Here is a 21,183-nt window from a genome sequence, read left to right as displayed (position 1 = left end):
TTACTGCGCATTACCCCGCACTTCCGCAGATAGACGCCTAAAAACTCAAGGGGTGGGAGATTACAGTTCGGTCAACATTACCTATCCCCAGGAACAGCCCATGAACAAGGCACTGCACGCCGTCGCCACCCCGCAACCAACCACTTGGGACAACCCCATGGGAACCGACGGTTTCGAGTTCATCGAATACGCCGCCCCCGACCCCAAAGCGATGGCCGAACTCTTCGAACGCATGGGCTTCAAGCCGATCGCCAAACACCGCCACAAGGCGGTGACGCTCTATCGCCAGGGCGGCATCAACTTCATCATCAACGCCGAACCCGATTCGTTTGCGCAGCGCTTTGCACGCCTGCATGGCCCCAGTGTTTGCGCCATCGCGTTCAGGGTAAAAGATGCCAAGGCCGCCTACGAGCGCGCCATCGGCCTGGGGGCGTGGGGCTACGCCGGGCAAGCGGGCCCGGGCGAGCTGAATATCCCGGCGATCAAAGGCATCGGCGATTCGATCATCTATTTCATTGACCGCTGGCGTGGCAAGAACGGCGCCAAGGAAGGCGACATCGGCAATATCGGCTTCTTCGACGTGGACTTCGAAGCCCTTGCGGGTGCCGAACTCAACCCCGCGGGCCACGGACTGACCTACATCGACCACCTCACCCACAACGTGCATCGCGGCCGCATGGACCACTGGTCGGGGTTCTATGAGCGACTGTTCAATTTCCGCGAGGTGCGTTACTTCGACATCGAGGGACAGGCAACGGGGGTCAAGAGCAAGGCGATGACCAGCCCGTGCGGCAAGATCCGTATCCCGATCAACGAGGAAGGCAACGAGAAGGCCGGACAGATCCAGGAGTACCTGGATCGCTATCGGGGTGAGGGTATCCAGCACATCGCCATGGGCTCGACCAACCTGTACGAGACCGTCGATGCACTCCAGATGAGCGGAGTCAAGCTGCTGGAGACAAGCGACACCTACTACGAACTGCTTCCCAAGCGCATCCCGAACCACGGCGAAGACCTGGGGGCATTGCAGTCGCGCAATATCCTCGTGGACGGCAAGCCGGGCGAGCTCCTGCTACAGATCTTCAGCGAGAACCAGCTCGGCCCGATCTTCTTCGAGTTCATCCAGCGCAAGGGCAATGAAGGTTTTGGCGAAGGCAACTTCAAGGCGCTTTTCGAGACGATGGAACTGGACCAGATGCGCCGCGGCGTGCTGGAGAAGAAATGACAGGCGCTGTTCAAGACAAGGCGACAGGCGCCACCCCTGTCGTTTACGGGGCAAGCGACCGCCCGCCGCGCGGCGACTACTCGCGTGCAGCGCTCGACTACACCTGCCCGCAAAACTACGCGGCCTACACATCCGCCGATCACGAGACTTACCGGCGCCTGTATGAGCGCCAGGAGACGCTGGTTCCGGGCCACGCGTGCGATGAGTTCATCGCCGCGCTACCGCTGCTGGGCGCGAAGGACCGCATTCCGCACTTCGACGAAATCAACGAGCGGCTTCACAAGGCAACCGGCTGGGAGATCGTTGCCGTTCCCGGCCTGATTCCGGAGGTTCCGTTCTTCACGCTGCTGGCCAACCGCAAGTTCCCGTGCACCGACTGGATCAGGAAACCCGAGGAGTTCGACTACATCGTCGAGCCCGACGTGTTCCACGACCTTTTCGGTCATGTCCCCTTGCTGTTCAACCCGGTTTTCGCAGACCACATGCAGGAATATGGCAAAGGCGGCTTGAAGGCGCACGGCCTGGATTCATGCGAACTCCTGAGCCGCCTCTACTGGTACACGATTGAGTTCGGGCTCATTCGCCAGGCCGACGGGTTGCGTGCGTACGGCGCCGGCATCCTGAGTTCGCCGGGTGAACTGCGGCACGCCACCGAAAGCGCCGAGCCAAACCGGCTTCCACTGGACGTCGAGCGTGTCATGCGCACGCGCTACAAAATCGATAGCTACCAGCAGACCTACTTTGTCATCGACAGCTTCCAGGAATTGTTCGACAAGACGGCGCCAGACTTCACGCCGATCTACGAACGGGTGCGCCAGCTACCAGAGCTTGCCGCCGACGCTGCTGACTGAAAAATCCCCCGCGCGCCTCCTCCATGTGGAGGAGAACGCGATGTCAGGGTTGCGCTTGTTGTGTTTAAACTGAGACTTGGTTGCAAACAGTTGCGTTTGAAACCTAAAAGAAGTTCAACAAGTTAGGAGAGCGCACCCATGGGATATTTCCTGCAAGAGCACGACATCTATGTCGGCAGCCTGTTCGATGAGCTGAATGTTCGATTCGCACCGTCGCAAGGCAAGGAATCGCACTACGGCGGCATTGAAGAAATGGTTGCCTTGCAAAAGGAATTCAAGATCTTCAAGCGCGGACGCTCGTTCAAGACCAGCGTCTCCGTACTGAACGTGGGCGCGTTCAACAACGACGTGAAGAACCGCTGGCACCGCTATCTGGAAAAGCTGGACACCTACGAGTCGAACAAGAAGGGCCAGAACGGCGACGTCGCTATCGTGGCCGCCCTCATCAAGAACCTGGCCGCAAAGAATCCCCTTCCGGTGTACTTCACCTCGCATGACATGCGAGGTGCACCTGAAAACCGCCAGGTTCGGGTGTTGGAGAACAGCCGCCCGGTTTTCTATCTTGAAGTCGACTACCTCACGATCTCGGTGCCGATGCAGCCCGAGCGCGTAGGCGCCGCTGAAGCGGCCAAGGCAGCCAAGTCCAGGTCCGGCAAGGCAGGCAAGACGGCCAAATCAGCGAAACCCGCGAAATCGGCCAAGCCAACCAAGGGCAGCAAGAAGTAGTTCGGGGACCACGTGATGGCTGCGCCCGGTCGCAAGGCGACTTCCGCCCAGGAAGCGACCAGCGCAGTCCATTCGAGCATTCGCGACTATTACTCGGCCCGGGCGCTGCGCCACGGCGCGACGCCGCTGGGCGTCGACTGGACGTGCGTGCCCACCCAGGAGTTGCGCTTCGTCCAGCTCCTGAAGGTCATCACCCCTGCCGCGTCCGTGTCGGTCAACGACATCGGATGCGGGTACGGAGCAATGGCTGGATTCATTCACCGGCGCTTGCGCGCCACGGCCATCGACTATCTGGGGATCGACCTGGCACCGGAGATGATTGCGCTGGCACGCAAGAAAAACCGGCGGCCTTCGGTCTGCTTTGAGTTGGGCACTGCCGCACCACGGCAGGCCGACTACTCGGTAGCCAGCGGCATTTTCAACGTACGGCTGTACCACTCGCAGGAGGTCTGGGAAGCTGCTGTGGCGCACTCCCTGGCTGATATGGCGCGTACGAGCCGCCTGGGTTTCGCGGTGAATTTCCTGGCGCCCTGCCCGGACGGGCCCCTGGAGTTGTACCGGCCTTCACCAGCGTTCTGGATCAACTACTGCCGCAACGAGCTGGGCCTGCAGGCGCAATTGCTCGATAACTACGGGATGCGGGAGTTCACGCTGCTGGTGCGAACGAGCCTGCGTTGACGCGGCCGCCCGCAGAAACGCCCAGAAAACCGTGCTCATGACCGCGAGATCCGGTGGCGCGCAATAACGCCTGCGCCTTCAGGCGCAACGTATCTGCCTCACCTGCGGCGCCCAGGCGCGGTTCGTCGGCCACGATTGCGGCCCACGTCATGAGCGCGCGGCATTCGGGCAGCCGGTTGCCTCGCTCTGATGACAGGCGCGCCGCTTCCTTGCTCAGGGCCAGCGCGAGCTCGGTGCTCTGAGCCCGCCGGTGGCTCTCGGCAAGGCTTGCCAGGATTTCTGTCTCGAACTCCATCGCGACTTTCAAGTTGCGCACGAGCACCAGCGTCTCTCCAAGAACCCGGGCCGCTTCGTCGAACTGCATCCGCATCGTGTGAACCAGTGCCTGCCCGTAAAGCGAGAACACGCGCAGATAGGGCGTCTGGTTCCGCTCGGCAATCTCGGTGGCAAGGGCGAGATGGTCCTGGGCCAGCTGGACATTGCCGGTGTGCGCGGCCAGTTCCACATAGCCAAAGTGCGGCATCTGCACGATCACCGGATCTATGGACGCGCCGGTCATTTTCAGCAGCTGGTCAAGGCATGCGCCTGCATCGTCGAACCGGCCCAGACGGGTGAGCAATCGCCCGCGAAGTGCGAGCACCCACTGCTCCAGGCTGAACCCCAGGAAATCGAGGTCGAACTTGTCGATGTGGGCAATCTGCTCCAGCGCCGCATCGTTGGCCGCCAGTGCTTCCTGCAGCATGCCCGCCCAGCCGTACGCCTGGCTGAGCGCTGCATGCAGGGTGACGGCGCGCCCCGGGCTCTTGTCCCGGTCCAGCAGGGCGATGGCCCTTTCCATCCGATCAACATAAAGATCGGCAGAGGCACCACCGGCCTGCAGGATGCGCCCCTCCACCATGAGCAGTAGCTGGGTCCAGGCGGGATCGAACCGGTTGGCCAGCATCACGGCTTCGTCGATGAATGGCTTGACCTCGGTGAATGTCAGGCCCTCGCGCCATCCGAGCCAGCAGATCTTGCTGTTGGCCATGACTTTGAGCCGGTCGGCTTCGTCGCTGGAGCTGGCACCCTCCAGCAGCGAGCGGACGCGATGCCAGTGCTTGATGGCCTGGGCAGGATCCACGCCTCCCAGCCACTGGGCCGCCCTGCTTTCGTAGCCTGCCGCACGTGTGCTGTTGCCGGCCGCAGCAAAGTGATACGCAATGAGCGCAGCGAACTCCTCGATCCGCTCCGCGTAGTGGCCCACCATTGCGCCGGCCACCGCCGCATGGATTGCGCTGCGCCGCGTTTTCAACTGGGTCGTGTAGGCAACCTCCTGGATGAGAGGATGACGGAAAGAAAAGTGCCGCGCCCCGTCCGCAGGCTGGATGAGATGCGCGTGATGCAGCCGGTCAAGCACGCCGCGCAGGACTTCCAGCGGCATGGACGTGACCTGTTCCAGCACGCCCAGGGGAATCTCCTTGCCGACAATTGCGCAGGTCTGGAGGACTGACTTTTCGGCTTCTGCCAAACGATCGATACGGGCGCCGATGACAGCCTGCACCGTCGATGGCAATGCCGCGTCGATGGACGCCGCATTGCCAGATGCGCCCGCCTGGGCAAGCACGCCGCTCTCGGCCAGCGACTGCACCAGCTCTTCCGCGAAAAATGGATTGCCGCCGCTGCGCCTGGCGATGAGTTCATAGAGATCGGTGAACCCGCTGCTGCCGCTCACGAGCTCGCTGACAAGTGCGGCGGTGTCGCTGGCGCTCAACTCGCCCAGCGCCAACTGCTGGTAATGCGTCAGGTCAAGCCAGGGGGATGCGTACGAGTCGCGGTAGTTCAACACGAGCAGCAGGTGGGTGCCGGCTACAGCATGGATCAGGACCGACACGAATTCTTCGCTGGCCTCGTCGAGCCAGTGCAAGTCTTCGATCACCAGGATGGCATGCGATCCGGAAATCTCGGCAAACAGCTTGCGCACGATCGCAAGCAGTCTGGCCCGACGGGCGCGAGGATTGAGCTGGGCGGCGTCCGGTGCGTGGCTTACACCGAGAAATTCATGCACGAGCGCGGCGTCGGCTTCGTCATTGAGCCCTGCCGAGACCAGCCGGTGCGTGACGATCTGGCGGGCAGCGGATGCATCGGCGTCGGCCGGAATACGGAACAGGAAAACACGCAGCAGCTCGAGCGCGGGTTGCAAGGGAGTCGCGTGGCCGTAGAGCTGGGCCTGGATCTCGAACACGGGAATCTCCCGCTCGCGGCAACGGCGGGCAAATTCGAAACAGACCCGGCTCTTGCCTGAACCCGGCGCGCCCGTGACACCGATCACATTGCCCTGCCCCTGCTCGGCCCGGCCCTGCGCTTGCTCAAGCGCGGCCATCTCGCGGTCCCGCCCGCGCAGCGCACTGAGCTTGCCTTCGTCGAACTGGCGATGACGCGATTGCGGGCTGAGGCTGTCCAGCACAAAGAGTTCGATGGGTTGGGGGATGCCTTTGAGGACCGGAAAGCCGAGCGACCGCAGCCGCGCACCCGGGCGAAGGAGCGCGTGGCAATCGAACGTCAGCGCGATCTCACCGGGAGGTGCTTCGGCAACGACGCGGCTGCCCAGATGGATCGTGAGGCCATGTGCACCGCCGCCCCTGGAGCTGTCGGCCGCATGCGGATCAGACGCGACGCGCCCCGAATGCAGCCCGATGCGGATGTTGAAACCGTCTTTTGCACCGAATGCAACCTGCATCTGCAGCGCCGCTTCGCAGGCCAGTGTTGCGTGACCTTCAAGGGCCTTGGGCACGCCAAACAGGGCCATCACGCCATCACCTGTCGTGCGAATGACCGTTCCACCAAAGCGCTCCACCGCCTCACACATGGTGAGGATCGCGGGCTGGATGCGCTCCATTGCGGCTTCGGGATCCAGCTGGGCGATGTGCTCGGTCGAGCTCACGATGTCCGCAAAAAGTACCGTCGCCTGTTTGAGCTCTGCACGTCCCGTTGTCATGGCAGGCTCGTCTGCACGCACATGCCTGGGCAGAGATGTGGGGACCGCAATTGCCGGCGCGGAGAACGGCTTGAGTGCGATCCCGCAGCCACCGCAAAACCTGCTGGTCACGCTGCAATCGAATCCGCAGTCGGCGCACTTGTACGTGAGCGGCACACCGCAGCTCTCACAGTAGCGGTTCGCATCGGGATTGGCAGTGTGACAGGCCTGGCATTCCATCCGCCGATGGTACGCGCGCCGCGCTTCAGGCCAGCACGTTGACCCGCTTCCAGCCATCCTTGACTGCCCGATGTGCGTCGGATTGCTTGCCATGTAGTGTGGCGGCAACGTCTATCGTGGCATGTGCGGCGTCCAGGAATGTTGCGCGTGGGCGCAGCCGGTCGAATCCCTTGAACCACACACTCGCGAGTTTCTCCCACGAGTTACCGCCGAGCGTGCTCGCTGCAATATAGAAGGCGTGATTGGCGATGCCCGATCCCGTGTGCGCATCGGACGTTGCCTTGTAGTGCCGATAGTCGCTCACCTGGTCGTCGCCCTTGCAGGTGAGTTTGTCGTTGCCCGGCTCCTTGAGCGAGCGGATGGCGTTGCCGTTGCCTGGTGTGAGGATATCTTCGCCGACCAGCCAATCGGCGGCCGCCACATCCTGACCGGCATGCCACTGTTTGATCATGCTTGCGAAGACATCGCAGAACGACTCGTTGAGCGCGCCTGCCTCACCCTTGAGTGCAGGCGGCTTTCCCGTGACCTGCACAACACCCAGTCCGCCAGGCACCATGTGCTGCATGACGCCGTGCGAAAACTCGTGCGCAATGATTCCGAGCGATTGGGCGAACCCCTTGAAGTGCCGGCCGTCTCCATCTCCGACGATGACCTGGCGCCCGGTCCACATGGCATTGGGAAACCGGTCGTCGTAGTGCACCGATACCTGGATCCGCTCGCCTTTGCCATCGACCGAAGCCCGCGCGAGCACGGTCTTGTAAAACTGCAAGGCGATGCCCACGTTGTCATAGGCCTGGTTGGCGACCTTGTCGCGCGCGGGCGGGCCGCCCTCATCGCGCAGCAGGTTTCCCGGCAACAAGGTACTGCGATTCGCATCGAACACCTGCCTGTGCAACGCTTGCCGGCCCGGATGCGCTTCGGGCTTGTGCTGATGCAGCACGGCCCGATGACCGCGAAGCATCGACGACTGCGCGGCGTGTTTGCCCAGGTGCCGGCGATCCTCGTCGTCGTCGGTGTCGTTGGCCATCTGCGCCAGGATCTTGCGCGGCACTGCGAAGCAGACGCATCCGTACCTGGCGGGGCTGATGTTCATCGCACTACCAGCGGGCAGGCAGTTTCTTGAGCAGCGTGATGCGCTTGACGCCCAGTTCGATGTAGCCGCCTTTTTCGAGGTCTTTCAAGAGGCGACTGACCATCTCGCGCGAAGCGCCCACACGGCTGGCGATGTTCTGGTGAGTGATCTGGGTCAGTGTGATGGGCGCGTCGGCCCTGGCCGGACCCTGATGGCTTTCGAGCGCAACGACAACCCGGCCGTAAACGTCCAGCAGGGCCATGTTGCGAGCCGTCTCCGTTGCCGCGCGAGCACGGCGGATGACCTGGGCCACCAGGTCAAGCGCGAATTCAGGCTCGTCCGCGAGATGTTCACGCAAGGCTGCGCGCCCGACCACGGAACAGATGCACGGCTCGATCGTCATGACCGAAGCAGATCGCGGCCCACCATCGAGCCACATTTCGCCAAAGTAATCGCCCGCTTCGACCACGTTGTAAGTGATCTCGCGGCCGTCCTGGTCGTTCGAGAAGACCTTGACGCGCCCCTCCAGAAGGATGAAGAGCGACTCTCCGACTTCGCCCTCGTTGACGATGACTGTATTTTTTCTGTAGCTGCGGCTGGTTCCGCGCAACGCGAGTGCTCTCAGGCTTGGATTCAAACCAGTCAGCAGTTTCTCGTTCGCCGCCAGCGGGCTAGGCATGTTCATTCACGGCTCCCCCAAAAAGCTCGCGAACTCTAGCATGAGCTTCGCGCGCAGAGGCCGCGACTTTCAGTGCAGGGGCTCGTGCCAGAAAGGCGGCGCAACCGGCGGCAAGACAGCGACACGGCTCACCAGCTCACGAACGCCGCCCGACCGGGTCTTTGCGCAAAGGCTGCGGATGTGGGTGCGTACGGTGGAGACGGCAATCTTCATCTGGAGCGCAACCTGTGGTGCGGAATAGCCCTGGCAAAGGACGCCGAGAACCTGCTCCTCGGTCGCGGTGAGGCCGTGCGTGCGCGAGTAGAAAGTCAGCATGAGTGAGTCGCAAACCATGGAGCGGGCGAAGAACAGCGCAGCGACGGCTGGTTTGCCGGCGCCGCCGCGCAGGGGAACGGCAGCGACAGAAAGACCGGGGCCTTCTGTCGCAGCAAGCTCTATCAGGCTGCGCTTGCCCTCGGCAGCCCGTGAGAGGGCATCCTGGAGCACGCGCATATTTTCTGCGGATGTGGTTTGCAGTTTGTCCTGCACCCCGACTATCACCCGCTGCCGCGCGAGCTCATGACGCGCCGCCTGGTTGGCATGCAGGATGCGGCCATCAATGGTCGTGACCATCACGCCGTGCGCCAGTTCGTCCATCAGCAGGGCAAGGCCGTAGGCAGCCGATCCTTCATCCTCCCCCCGGAGACTGCCACCCTGGACCCAGGCATTTGCGACCACATCCATTTGATTCCCCCACCACTTGTCTTATTGAATAAGCCAAAGGATAGGCAGGATCACTTCCGGGAACTGAGAACTATGGACGCCGATGCTGTGAGAAATTAACCTCGGGGCTCGGCTATCAGTGCAAGCGTGGCATCAACAACTTCCGGGCGAAATGCCAGCTGCACATGCGCCACACCTGGCACAAGGCGGTTATCGGCGCCAGCAAGCGTGGCCGTTTCCACGGGGAACACGATGTTGTCGCAATTCGAATACCAGCAGACAAACCGCGAGTTGACGGACGATTCCAGTCGCGGCTCCAACGCCCGTATCCACTCTCCATCCAGCCGCATCTCACGGCCGTTCGCGGTGCGGCTGAACCGCCCCAACCACGTGCCCCGATGGGGCGTGCCGATCGTCACGATACGGTGTACCCGCTCTGATCCAGCCCTGGAAGCCAGCCATGCGCGCGCAGCCAAGCCCCCCATGCTGTGACAGACCAGAACGGGTGCCATTCCTGTCGCGCGGGTTATCCGATCGACGGCATCTTCGATGATCGGGGTGTAATCCTCGATCGAGCCAAAAACCGGTTCGAGATTGACCGCAATGAACGGATGGCCGGCTGCGCGAAGACGCTTCAGCCATGGCGTCCAGAAGCCTCGATTACAGACAAACCCATGGATCAGAACGACGCCTCGGGCAGACAAACCACCGGCGAACGGTTCTACGTGATCGGGCTCTGCGCGCCAGCCGAAAGGCTGGCGCCAGCAGAACACTTGCGGGGCGACAAGCGTCTCACCAAGCCATGCGCGCGCAAGCTGCGTGACCGTCGGCCGCAAGGAGCCGTGCGATCCGCCCAGCCATCGAAGCAGCGCAAACTCGACGGCAAGAACAATCGCATAGCCGAACGCGACAAGAAAAAATCCCGCCGTGGCCAGCATCGGCGAGCGATTCCAATGCCACGCCAGCCAGCCAAGACCCGCAGACAGCAGGCCGAGTGTGATGGCCTGCTGCAGCCGTGCAAGAGACGAGTACTGTGGCATCAGGCCAGTATCACATCCTTGCCGCCCAGCCTTCGCGCAAGGCCTTGGGCGAGGCGGTTGGTAATGCCATAGATCGACAATTGCGGATTGGCACCGATGCTGGTGGGAAAGATCGACCCGTCGTGCACCGACAAATTGCCGAGCTGCCAGTGTGTTCCATCGGGTTTCGTGACGCCGCGCCGTTCATCACCCGCAGCAGCGCAGCCCCCCATGACATGCGCGCTCACGATTTTCGTCAGTAGCGGCTTCATTGGCAGCGCTTCGATAGCTTGCCGGGCTTGAGTCCAGGTCGAATAGAGCTGCGAAAGTTCGTGCACGGGCAACACCTGCGTTGCGCCGGCAGCAAACTGGATTTCGGCCATCGCCAGAAGCGCGCGGCGCGCACCCTCCATGACGAAGTCGTTGAGCGGGTAGTCCAGCACCGGCGAGCCATCGCTGCGCAAGCTGACCTTTCCCCCTCGCGACTGCGGATGGAACCCGTCACGCAACAGCGCGAGCAGCACGTGGGTCTGCGGAAACTGCTCGAGCAATTGCGCGTGGCTGCGGCCAAAGCCCGAGACGCTCGAAGCGAAGATCACCGGGTGCAGCGGGGGCGCCTCGAGCTTGAAGCCGATAGGGCCGTCAATAGCTTGCGTCTCCAGGAAATGATCGGTGTAGATGGTCTGCGGCGCGCCCTGCCAGCCTTCCACCTTCTGCGGCATGACACCGGCGGACATCACAACCGGGTGCAGAAATGTTCGCGCTCCAAGATGCCCATGCGGATCGGGCGCCTCTGACCGGAGCATCAGCGCGGGCGAGTTGATCGCGCCTGCGGCGAGCACGAAGTGCCGCGCGACGATGACTGTCGAAGCAGAGCCGGACGACGCAGATGCTCCATTGGCGCGGACCGGTCCGCAGTGCAGCGCTTGCACCTTGCCGTTGGCAATGACGAATCGCTCGGCACGCGTCTCGACAAGCAGCGTTGCGCCAAGATCGAGCGCCGCAGGAATCGTCGTGACCAGCATCGACTGCTTCGCGTTTGTCGGGCAACCCATGCCGCAAGAGCCGAGGTTCCAGCAACCCTTGACATTGCGCGATATCGAAGCGGCGGCGATACCGATTCGTGCGGCGCCGCGCCTGAGGAGATCATTGTTCTCGTTGGGAGGCGTGAGCCATGGGCCGATCGACAGGCGTCGCTCGGCCTGCGAGAAGTAGGGGGCCAACGCGTCGTTGGTGAAATCGGCAAGGCCGAAATGTTCTCGCCAATAATCCAGTGTGGGGACGGGGGTGCGAAATGAGCTTGTCCAGTTGACGGTCGTCGAGCCCCCCACGCAACGCCCCTGCAGGATGTTGATGGCCTTGTCCGCAGTTTTGCGGGCGGCGCTCTCCTGGTAAAGCGATGGGTACGCCACCGCCTCTTGCTGCGTGAAGTCGGAACTGCTGCGCAGTGGGCCTTCTTCCACCACGACGACGCTCAACCCTGCCCTGGTGAGCAGTTCGGCGGTGATTCCTCCCCCCGCACCAGAGCCGACGATGGCCACGTCGCAAGTGATGCGCGCAGGTACCTCGCCGAGCTGTGCGCCCAGCACTTTCCAGCCCCGCCTCAAGCCTTCCCGGATGGGATCCGGCACTGTACTCATGGAAATGCTTTCAGATTTTTACGGGGCCCGGGTAGCCGATGCGGCCCCAGGTCTGCGCGTCGGAGAAATAGGCACCGCCGACGATGTCATGCAGGGCGTGATATGCCTGCTGCCGCAGGCTGATGCCTGACGTGCGCATCGACTGCAACGCGTCCTGGATTTCAGCCACCGTGGCCTGAGGCCATGGCGTGGAAAGACCGGCAAGCGCGTGTCGTCCTGGTGAGCTTGCGAGTAATGAGAGCAGCTGGGAGAGTTCCGCCTGGGCATGCGGAGGCAGAGCCGCCTGAAGCGCGTCGATTCGCTCGATCAAGCCTGCGAGTGCAGCGGTGCTGCCGCGCACATCCGAAGGCAGGCTGCCCTCCAGCATGGCCCGGCCAATCGCCACAAACAGCTCGCGCGCACCCGCAGAAAGCCGGCCGCCGTCCAGCCCGGGACTAAGCAGGGACAGTGTCCCACCGCCAATCGCGAGGACCGCAGCAGAGACCGCGCCCAGTGCCAACAACCTTCTTCTTTGCATCGAACGACTATGTCACGCGAGGCTCCCCGCGACCTAGAGCACCGCGCCTAGATAGACTCGGGGTTTGCATGGAAGCCGCTCGATCCATTCGTGAAGCCGTCAGCCGCGTTTCGCTGCTGCGCCAGGCTGCGCATGCGCGGCCGGAAGTTCTGCACGCGCTTGCAGAAGTCAAACGTGTGCAAGCTCGGCGATTTTCTGGAACCTATGCGGATCTTCTATCGCAAGGCCCTTACGTCGCTGCTTCAAGTTTTTTTCTGCAGGAGCTCTACAGCGACAAGGACTATGCCGAACGCGATGAGCAATTCGCCCGGATTGCAGGAGCGATTGAACGCTTCTTCCCTTCTGCCGTCGTCGAGACAGCTGTTGCCCTGGCCAATCTGCATGCGCTAACCGAGGATCTCGATCAGGCGATGGGTGAAGCGTGGACTCGGCGCGGACCGGAGTTGCCGATAGGAGATGCATCGCGCTATGTGGATGCATGGCGCGACGTCGGGCGCCGGACTGACCGGGAGAGCCAACTCTCGGTGGTGTTGGACATCGGTGCTCGAATGGCGCGACTGACGAGAACCCCGGGTTTGCGGACACTGCTCAGGATGATGCGCGGCCCGGCGACTGCCGCCGGGCTGTCGTCGCTCCAGCGATTCCTGGAAACCGGGTTCGACACGTTTGCTGCGATGGCCAAACAGCCAGGCGGGGCCGAGGAATTTCTGCAGACCATCCATCGCCGTGAAGCAGCGTTGATTCAGATGCTGTTTGACGGGCCGGTTGTCGCCTGCGAGACGGAGCTTGGCGCCACCCTAGGACAAGCCCGCTAGCCGGCCAATCCGACAGCTTCGACAATTCTGTCTCCAAGGAGATCGAACGGAATGGACAAGCATTGGCTCAAAAGCTACCCCGAGGGCGTGCCTCACGACGTCAGGCCTGAACAGTACAGTTCGCTCACGCAACTGCTGGAGGAGTCTTTCAGGAAGAACGCATCGCGACCGTTCTCGGTGTGCATGGAACGCTGGATGTCGTACGGGCAGCTCGACAACTTGTCCGCGGCTCTAGGCGCATGGCTTCAGTCGCAGGGACTGGAGCCGGGCGCACGCGTTGCAATCATGTTGCCCAACATTCCGCAGTTTGCCGTCACGATGTCCGCAGTTCTTCGCGCGGGCTACACATGCGTCAACGTCAATCCGCTCTACACGGCGCGTGAGCTTGAACATCAGCTAAAGGATTCCGGCGCGACCACGATCGTTATCCTTGAGAACTTCGCAAAGACGCTAGAGGAGGTAATAGACAGGACGGCAGTCAAGAATGTTGTCATGGCTTCGATGGGAGACCTGCTCGGGTTCATGTACGGGACCTGGATTACGTTTGCCGTTCGGCATCTGGCAAAGATGGTGCCGGCATTCAAGATTCCCCTGACAAACGGCAGGAAAGTGACGCCCTTCAACCGGGCTGTGGCTGAGGGAACAGCGATGCAATTGCGCCCGTCCCCGCAGACTCTGGACTCCATTGCGTTCCTGCAATACACAGGTGGCACAACCGGTTTGTCCAAGGGCGCCGTACTGACTCATCGCAACATCGTCTCGGCGATTTTGCAGGCGGAAGCGTGGTTCTCACCGGCGCTCAAACGCTTGGGCGACGTGAGTAAGACCAACAGCATTGCCGCACTTCCGCTGTATCACATCTTCGCACTGACGCTCTGCCTTCTTGCCATTCGGTGGGGATCGCATCTGACGCTCATTCCCAATCCACGTGACTTCGGAAAATTCATTGAAGTGCTTAAGAAGCGCCCGTTTCATCTGCTACCTGCGGTGAATACGTTGTTCAATGCGCTCATGCAGCACCCACAATTCAAGTCGATAGACTTCTCTCAGCTGTGCCTTTCGCAGGCTGGCGGGATGGCTGCTTCAGAAGGTACCGCCAGACAGTGGCAACACTTGACCGGCTGTCCGATGGTGGAAGGCTGGGGCATGAGCGAAACGTGCGCCATTGGAACGAACAACATCGTGACAAGCAAGGATTTCACCGGGACCATCGGGTTGCCATTGCCTGGGATCGAAATTGCCATCAAGGACGATGAAGGCCTCGACGTGGCGATAGGGCAGCCGGGTGAAATTTGTATCAAAGGGCCGAACGTGATGCTCGGCTATTACAACCAGCCTGCCGAGAATGAGAGCGCGTTCACCCCGGATCGCTTCATGCGTACGGGCGACATCGGCATCATGGACTTTCAAGGCTACACAAAGATCGTGGATCGCAAAAAGGACATGATTTTGGTGAGCGGATTCAATGTGTTCCCGAATGAACTCGAGAATGTGATCTCGTTGTGTCCTGGCGTTGTCGAGTGTGCCGCCATTGGTATTCCAGATGAAAAACAGGGCGAAGCGATCAAGGTTTTTGTTGTCAAGAATGATCCGACATTGTCCGAAGACGACGTTGCAAAGTACTGTCGCCAGAACCTTACTGGATACAAGGTTCCGAAATACATCGAATTTAGGGATGATTTGCCCAAGACAAATGTCGGCAAGATACTCAGGCGCGAGTTGCGCTCTGGAAAGTGAATGAAGTCAGGCAAGTTGGCGGTGCCGTCCTGACATGAATGAAATCGCCAGGCTGCCTGCGGGTGTGCGAGTTTTTGAGCGGGGCTGGCTTTCGGCGAACAATATTCTGCTGACGGGCCTTCATGGCACAGCATTGGTGGACAGCGGTTATTGCACGCATGCGGCACAGACTGTTGGGTTGGTTGAGAAGGCGTTGGGAGGCCGTCCACTGGATGTGCTGATCAACACCCATTTGCACAGCGATCATTGCGGCGGGAATTCGGGCCTCCAAGCCAGTTATCCAGAGCTCAAAACTTTCATCCCGCCGGGGCAGGCCTCTTTGGTCGCCGACTGGAATCCGATGGCGTTGACATACGAGCCTACCGGGCAAAGTTGTCCTCAGTTTCGTTTCGACGGCACTTTGATCCCGGGCTCCACGATTTGTCTAGGTGATCAGGGTTGGCAAGTTCTTGCGGCGCCTGGGCACGATGCCCACTCTGTCATACTTTTTGAAGAGGGGAGCCGAACGCTCATTTCCGCCGACGCGCTTTGGGAAGTGGGATTCGGCGTGGTTTTTCAGGAACTTGAGGGCATTGATGCATTCCATGAGGTGGCTGCCACACTTGATTTGATCGAGTCTCTCCGTCCAAACCTGGTCATTCCGGGTCATGGCAGAGTCTTCTCTGGCACGCATGAGGCGCTCGCGCACGCCCGGCGTCGACTCGTCGCGTACAGAAACGATCCGGCGCGGCACGCCACCCATGCCGCTAAAGTTCTTCTGAAGTTCAGACTGCTTGAAGTTCAGCGTATCCCTCTCCCGGATTTGATCGGCTGGGCGCAGGACACCATCTACCTTCAGATTGTGTTTACGCGATACTTCGGAAACCTGCGATTCGAGTCTTGGATTGAGTCGTTGGTTGCAGACTTGCAACGTTCCGGCGCTGCACGGGTGGCGAATGGCGTCGCTGAAAATACCTAGAATTCTTGTGGAGCAGCTCAATGAGCAGTCGTACTCAATTTTCTTTGTCTAGAGTTGCGCTGGCCGCAGTCCTCACGTGCTTCGCGGCTCCTACTTTTGCCGCGGGATTCGCGAGCTCAAAAATCGCATGGCAGCAAGCTTCCTCTGATGTTGAGGTGGACAGAGCGTTCGCGCTCGGCAAAAAAACTGGCAAGCCAGTCTTCCTTTACTGGGGTGCAGTGTGGTGCCCGCCCTGCAATCAAGTGAAGGCTACTCTTTTTTCGCGCGCCGATTTTGTGGAACGTTCCCGCGCTTTCATTCCAGTGTACGTGGACGGCGACAAGCCTGGTGCACAGAAGGTAGCAGCCAGATTTAAAGTCACCGGCTATCCGACCATGGTTCTTTTTAAGCCGGACGGGACCGAGATCACGCGTCTTCCGGGTGAAGTTGATCCTCAGCGCTATCTTCTAACCCTCACTGCGGGACTCGAGGCCGAGCTACCCGTCAAGGACCTGTTAAAGAAGGCATTTCTCAATGAGCCACTCACCCCCGAACAGTGGCGCTTACTTGCTTTTTATTCTTGGGATACGGATGAGCAACAAGTCGTATCGACTAAAGACTTGCCGCAAAAGCTGCTCAAATTGTCCGCAGGCGTCCCAAAAGAACTAAGAGAAGTCAGTGAGCGACTGGGATTGAAGGCGCTAGTTGCTCTTGCACGGAGCAAAACCGAATCGCCAACTGGGGGCACCGCTAGGGAATCGGGGGTTGCTATGGTGCACACCATTCTTTCGGATCCCATTAGCTCCAGACGCAATTCGGACATCCTTGTGTCCTACGCCGATGAGCTTGTTCAATTTTTGGAGCCAGCTGGCGATAGCAGGAAATTATTGGCAAGACGGATTGACTCGGCTCTGGCGCGAATTTATCAGGATCCAATGCTTTCCCGTTCAGATCAGGTGGATCTTCTTCATGCCAGAGTGGGATTGTGGAAGATAACCGATGGTTCTGACAGGCTGTCAGAGGCGCATCAACATGATGTGTTGCGTGAGACTGCAAAAATTGTCTTGGCCACGACCGACCGGTATGAGCGACAGGCTGTGATTCCAGGCGCAGCTCACACTTTGGGCTCTGCAGGCCTCTCTCGCGAATCGGATGAGCTTCTCAAGCAGGAACTCGGGAGAGCGATCGCCCCGTATTACCACATGCTTGGGCTAGCTGGGAATGCGAAGAAGCGGGATGACCACAAAGATGCACTTTACTGGTACGAGCGGGCTTGGAAGAAATCGGAGGGGTCGGCGACGCGGATTCAATGGGGTGCCGGATTTGTTGGCCATGTTGTCGAGCTCGCCCCGACCGAGTTGGGACGGATTGAAGCGGCTGCGTCAGCTGTGATTTCAGAGCTGCAGCCATTGAGTGAAACCTTTTATGAGCGCAATCAACGGTCTCTGATTCGAATGGCGAGTCGCCTTGTCAAGTGGCAAGGAACTGATCCAGCGCGCGTTCGTGTGGTGGAGAAGATTAAGGTGCAACTGTCAAAGACATGTCTCAAGCTCAAGGCAGGAGACATTGGGGGCAGTAATTGCAGAGCGGTGTTTACTCCCCCATCTCCTAACGCTTAAGATCCAGAAATAGAAAAGCCCCGTGAGTGATCACGGGGCTTTTTTAATTGTTTCGCGTACAAAGCAAAACGCCCAGCATTTCTGCTGGGCGTTTTCCACGGTAAGAGCCTGACGATGTCCTACTTTCACACGGGAACCCGCACTATCATCGGCGCAGAGGCGTTTCACTGTCCTGTTCGGGATGGGAAGGAGTGGGACCACCTCGCTATGGTCATCAGGCATAACTTTTTGCCACCCAAGCTTCGCTTGGACGACCAATTCATAGAGCAAATCAGCTTTTCATTTTTTGAATGCGTCAACTTGGCATAACAACCCTGATCTGAAGATCAAAGTTATAGGGTCAAGCCGCACGAGCAATTAGTATCAGTTAGCTTAACGCATTACTGCGCTTCCACACCTGACCTATCAACGTCCTGGTCTTGAACGACTCTTCAGGGGGCTCAAGGCCCCGGCAGATCTCATCTTGAAACGAGTTTCCCGCTTAGATGCTTTCAGCGGTTATCTCTTCCGCACTTAGCTACTCGGCAATGCCACTGGCGTGACAACCGATACACCAGAGGTGCGTCCACTCCGGTCCTCTCGTACTAGGAGCAGGCTTTCTCAAATCTGCAGCGCCCACGGAAGATAGGGACCAAACTGTCTCACGACGTTTTAAACCCAGCTCACGTACCTCTTTAAATGGCGAACAGCCATACCCTTGGGACCGGCTACAGCCCCAGGATGAGATGAGCCGACATCGAGGTGCCAAACACCGCCGTCGATATGAACTCTTGGGCGGTATCAGCCTGTTATCCCCAGAGTACCTTTTATCCGTTGAGCGATGGCCCTTCCATACAGAACCACCGGATCACTATGTCCTGCTTTCGCATCTGCTCGACTTGTCAGTCTCGCAGTTAAGCACGCTTATGCCATTGCACTATCGTCACGATGTCCGACCGTAACTAGCGTACCTTCGAACTCCTCCGTTACGCTTTGGGAGGAGACCGCCCCAGTCAAACTGCCTACCATGCACTGTCCCCGATCCAGATAATGGACCTAGGTTAGAACCTCAAACGCACCAGGGTGGTATTTCAACGTTGGCTCCACAAGATCTAGCGACCCTGCTTCAAAGCCTCCCACCTATCCTACACAGATCCGTTCAAAGTCCAATACAAAGCTACAGTAAAGGTTCATGGGGTCTTTCCGTCTTTCCGCGGGGAGATTGCATCATCACAAACATTTCAACTTCGCTGAGTCTCAGGAGGAGACAGTGTGGCCATCGTTACGCCATTCGTGCAGGTCGGAACTTACCCGACAAGGAATTTCGCTACCTTAGGACCGTTATAGTTACGGCCGCCGTTTACTGGGACTTCAATCAAGAGCTTGCACCCCATCATTTAATCTTCCAGCACCGGGCAGGCGTCACACCCTATACGTCCACTTTCGTGTTTGCAGAGTGCTGTGTTTTTATTAAACAGTCGCAGCCACCGATTTTTTGCAACCTCATTCGGCTCCGAGAGTAAATCTCATCACCTACTAAAGGCACACCTTCTTCCGAAGTTACGGTGTCAATTTGCCGAGTTCCTTCTCCTGAGTTCTCTCAAGCGCCTTAGAATACTCATCTCGCGCACCAGTGTCGGTTTGCGGTACGGTCGTGTGTAGCTGAAGCTTAGTGGCTTTTCCTGGAAGCAGGGTATCACTCACTTCGGCGGCAAGCCGCCTCGTTATCACCCCTCATCTAAGCCCGGCGGATTTACCTACCAGGCACGACTACAGGCTTGAACCAACATATCCAACAGTTGGCTGAGCTAACCTTCTCCGTCCCCACATCGCACTACACATCGGTACAGGAATATTGACCTGTTTCCCATCAGCTACGCATCTCTGCCTCGCCTTAGGGGCCGACTCACTCTACGCCGATGAACGTTGCGTAGAAAACCTTGCGCTTACGGCGAGGGGGCTTTTCACCCCCTTTAACGCTACTCATGTCAGCATTCGCACTTCTGATACCTCCAGCACGCTTTACAACGCACCTTCACAGGCTTACAGAACGCTCTCCTACCACTTGCAATAAATTGCAAATCCGCAGCTTCGGTAACTGGCTTAGCCCCGTTACATCTTCCGCGCAGGACGACTCGATCAGTGAGCTATTACGCTTTCTTTAAATGATGGCTGCTTCTAAGCCAACATCCTGACTGTTTTAGCCTTCCCACTTCGTTTCCCACTTAGCCAATTTTAGGGACCTTAGCTGGCGGTCTGGGTTGTTTCCCTCTTGAGTCCGGACGTTAGCACCCGGTGCTCTGTCTCCCAAGCTGTACTCATCGGTATTCGGAGTTTGCATTGGTTTGGTAAGTCGCCATGACCCCCTAGCCAAAACAGTGCTCTACCCCCGATGGTAATACTTGAGGCACTACCTAAATAGTTTTCGGAGAGAACCAGCTATTTCCAAGTTTGTTTAGCCTTTCACCCCTATCCACAGCTCATCCGCTAGTTTTGCAACACTAGTCGGTTCGGACCTCCAGTACCTGTTACGGCACCTTCATCCTGGCCATGGATAGATCACTTGGTTTCGGGTCTACACCCAGCGACTAGACGCCCTATTCGGACTCGGTTTCCCTGCGGCTACCCTATTCGGTTAACCTTGCCACTGAATGTAAGTCGCTGACCCATTATACAAAAGGTACGCAGTCACCCTTGCGGGCTCCTACTTTTTGTAAGCATACGGTTTCAGGATCTATTTCACTCCCCTCCCGGGGTTCTTTTCGCCTTTCCCTCACGGTACTAGTTCACTATCGGTCGATTACGAGTATTTAGCCTTGGAGGATGGTCCCCCCATGTTCAGACAGGATTACACGTGTCCCGCCCTACTTGTCGCAAGCTTAGTATCACACAGGTCTTTTCACGTACGGGGCTATCACCCGCTATGGCCAGCCTTTCCAAGCTGTTCCGTTAAGTCTTGTGCTATCACTTGCAGGCTGTTCCGATTTCGCTCGCCACTACTTTCGGAATCTCGGTTGATGTCTTTTCCTCGAGCTACTGAGATGTTTCAGTTCACCCGGTTCGCCTCGCATGACTATGTATTCATCATGCGATACCTCTTGCGAGGTGGGTTTCCCCATTCGGAAATCTCCGGATCAAAGCTTATTTGCCAGCTCCCCGAAGCTTATCGCAGGCTATCACGTCCTTCGTCGCCTGTAATCGCCAAGGCATCCACCATATGCTCTTATTCACTTGACCCTATAACTTTGACTCCTCTTTCGAAGCGCCTCAGTCAATCAAGGAATTGCCAGGTCTTTCACCTGACGCGTTATGCCGTACTTCAAAAATCGAATTGACTCGAAATTGAAGTTCATTTTGACGCAATCAAAAATTCATGTTGCTCGCGGCACGGTCCGCCATGAAGCGGTTTCCGCGAGCAACGCTGATTTGACTCTATGAATTGTTAAAGAACAGCCGATTGATCCGGTAGTTACCGGATCAACAACAAAGAAGCCTCATAAACTCTTAACGAGCAAACGAAGCCGCTTTGGTGTTGATTAATTTGTTGTTGTTTGGTGGAGGATGACGGGATCGAACCGACGACCCCCTGCTTGCAAAGCAGGTGCTCTCCCAGCTGAGCTAATCCCCCAGGAATTATCAAATGAAGGAATGGTGGGTCTGGGTGGTCTCGAACCACCGACCCCCGCCTTATCAAGACGGTGCTCTAACCAACTGAGCTACAGACCCGAGCCGGTCGCTTATTAGACCAGGCGCGAGCCCAAGTCGTTGGCGACATCCTTCCAACAACCGATAAG

The 21,183-nt window shown here is 58.8% G+C and carries 15 protein-coding genes, 2 tRNA genes, 2 rRNA genes and 1 pseudogene; 8 read left to right on the top strand and 12 right to left on the bottom strand.

The genetic code is table 11. From position 1 onward, the window contains the following. Nucleotides 1-100 precede the first annotated feature (100 nt). The 4 genes from hppD to AQ12_RS08960 all read left to right on the top strand — a co-directional run bounded on the left by hppD (nt 101) and on the right by AQ12_RS08960 (nt 3,480). Nucleotides 101-1,225, top strand: coding sequence for a 4-hydroxyphenylpyruvate dioxygenase (gene hppD, locus AQ12_RS08975; protein ID WP_048439536.1), 1,125 nt, complete (start codon nt 101-103; stop codon nt 1,223-1,225). Continuing rightward, nucleotides 1,222-2,076 (top strand): phenylalanine 4-monooxygenase, encoded by an 855-nt coding sequence (phhA, locus tag AQ12_RS08970; RefSeq protein WP_048439535.1) that lies wholly within the window; start codon nt 1,222-1,224, stop codon nt 2,074-2,076. The genes hppD and phhA overlap by 4 nt, the downstream gene beginning before the upstream one ends. Before the next feature lie 138 nt (nt 2,077-2,214). Then, nucleotides 2,215-2,802 (top strand): hypothetical protein, encoded by a 588-nt coding sequence (locus AQ12_RS08965; RefSeq protein ID WP_048439534.1) that lies wholly within the window; start codon nt 2,215-2,217, stop codon nt 2,800-2,802. Between the two features lie 15 nt (nt 2,803-2,817). Continuing rightward, the gene (locus AQ12_RS08960; protein ID WP_048439533.1) at nt 2,818-3,480 is read left to right on the top strand and encodes a class I SAM-dependent methyltransferase; all 663 of its coding nucleotides are present in this window, start codon (nt 2,818-2,820) and stop codon (nt 3,478-3,480) included. Here the strand turns inward: AQ12_RS08960 and AQ12_RS08955 are convergent. The 8 genes and pseudogenes from AQ12_RS08955 to AQ12_RS08925 form a co-directional block, all read right to left on the bottom strand. Continuing rightward, nucleotides 3,449-6,454, bottom strand: a complete 3,006-nt coding sequence (locus tag AQ12_RS08955; protein WP_053076634.1) for an AAA family ATPase — start codon at nt 6,452-6,454, stop codon at nt 3,449-3,451. The genes AQ12_RS08960 and AQ12_RS08955 overlap by 32 nt on opposite strands. A gap of 141 nt (nt 6,455-6,595) precedes the next feature. Then, a pseudogene (locus tag AQ12_RS23525) lies at nt 6,596-6,673 on the bottom strand (4-Cys prefix domain-containing protein); the annotation flags it as partial. 25 nt (nt 6,674-6,698) lie between these two features. Then, entirely contained in the window at nt 6,699-7,766 is a 1,068-nt protein-coding gene (locus AQ12_RS08950) for a M4 family metallopeptidase (RefSeq protein WP_048439532.1), read from the bottom strand. A 4-nt stretch (nt 7,767-7,770) separates the two neighbouring features. Then, nucleotides 7,771-8,430, bottom strand: coding sequence for a Crp/Fnr family transcriptional regulator (locus AQ12_RS08945; protein ID WP_053076633.1), 660 nt, complete (start codon nt 8,428-8,430; stop codon nt 7,771-7,773). A gap of 63 nt (nt 8,431-8,493) precedes the next feature. Further along, on the bottom strand, nt 8,494-9,147 hold the full coding sequence (locus AQ12_RS08940; protein WP_048439531.1) for a helix-turn-helix transcriptional regulator: 654 nt from the start codon (nt 9,145-9,147) through the stop codon (nt 8,494-8,496). A gap of 95 nt (nt 9,148-9,242) precedes the next feature. After that, complete coding sequence (locus tag AQ12_RS08935) at nt 9,243-10,064, bottom strand: esterase/lipase family protein (protein WP_369799006.1); 822 nt, start codon at nt 10,062-10,064, stop codon at nt 9,243-9,245. 101 nt (nt 10,065-10,165) lie between these two features. After that, a complete protein-coding gene (locus AQ12_RS08930; protein ID WP_048439529.1) occupies nt 10,166-11,785 on the bottom strand; it encodes a GMC family oxidoreductase in 1,620 nt (539 codons plus the stop codon). Between the two features lie 10 nt (nt 11,786-11,795). Continuing rightward, nucleotides 11,796-12,302 (bottom strand): hypothetical protein, encoded by a 507-nt coding sequence (locus AQ12_RS08925; protein ID WP_048439528.1) that lies wholly within the window; start codon nt 12,300-12,302, stop codon nt 11,796-11,798. Nucleotides 12,303-12,370: 68 nt separating this feature from the next. Between AQ12_RS08925 and AQ12_RS08920 the strand changes: the two genes are divergently transcribed. The 4 genes from AQ12_RS08920 to AQ12_RS08905 are packed head-to-tail and all read left to right on the top strand — an operon-like array spanning nt 12,371 to nt 17,410. Continuing rightward, entirely contained in the window at nt 12,371-13,117 is a 747-nt protein-coding gene (locus AQ12_RS08920) for a hypothetical protein (protein WP_048439527.1), read from the top strand. A gap of 51 nt (nt 13,118-13,168) precedes the next feature. Further along, nucleotides 13,169-14,854, top strand: a complete 1,686-nt coding sequence (locus AQ12_RS08915; RefSeq protein ID WP_048439526.1) for an AMP-binding protein — start codon at nt 13,169-13,171, stop codon at nt 14,852-14,854. A 34-nt stretch (nt 14,855-14,888) separates the two neighbouring features. Beyond that, entirely contained in the window at nt 14,889-15,812 is a 924-nt protein-coding gene (locus AQ12_RS08910; protein ID WP_048439525.1) for an MBL fold metallo-hydrolase, read from the top strand. Between the two features lie 20 nt (nt 15,813-15,832). Further along, nucleotides 15,833-17,410 (top strand): thioredoxin family protein, encoded by a 1,578-nt coding sequence (locus tag AQ12_RS08905; protein WP_048439524.1) that lies wholly within the window; start codon nt 15,833-15,835, stop codon nt 17,408-17,410. 106 nt (nt 17,411-17,516) lie between these two features. Here the strand turns inward: AQ12_RS08905 and rrf are convergent. The 4 genes from rrf to AQ12_RS08885 all read right to left on the bottom strand — a co-directional run bounded on the left by rrf (nt 17,517) and on the right by AQ12_RS08885 (nt 21,115). Then, nucleotides 17,517-17,629 (bottom strand): 5S ribosomal RNA (rrf, locus tag AQ12_RS08900). Nucleotides 17,630-17,746: 117 nt separating this feature from the next. Beyond that, nucleotides 17,747-20,626 (bottom strand): 23S ribosomal RNA (locus AQ12_RS08895). Nucleotides 20,627-20,941: 315 nt separating this feature from the next. Further along, nucleotides 20,942-21,017 (bottom strand) — tRNA-Ala (locus AQ12_RS08890). Nucleotides 21,018-21,038: 21 nt separating this feature from the next. After that, nucleotides 21,039-21,115: transfer RNA gene (locus AQ12_RS08885), tRNA-Ile, on the bottom strand. Nucleotides 21,116-21,183 lie beyond the last annotated feature (68 nt).

Origin of the sequence: Caenimonas sp. SL110 (assembly GCF_001044395.1) — a bacterium.
In the GTDB taxonomy this organism is placed as follows: domain Bacteria; phylum Pseudomonadota; class Gammaproteobacteria; order Burkholderiales; family Burkholderiaceae_C; genus Ramlibacter.
The sequence above is the reverse complement of the archived record's forward strand: the minus strand, read 5'-3'. Positions and strand labels throughout refer to the sequence as shown.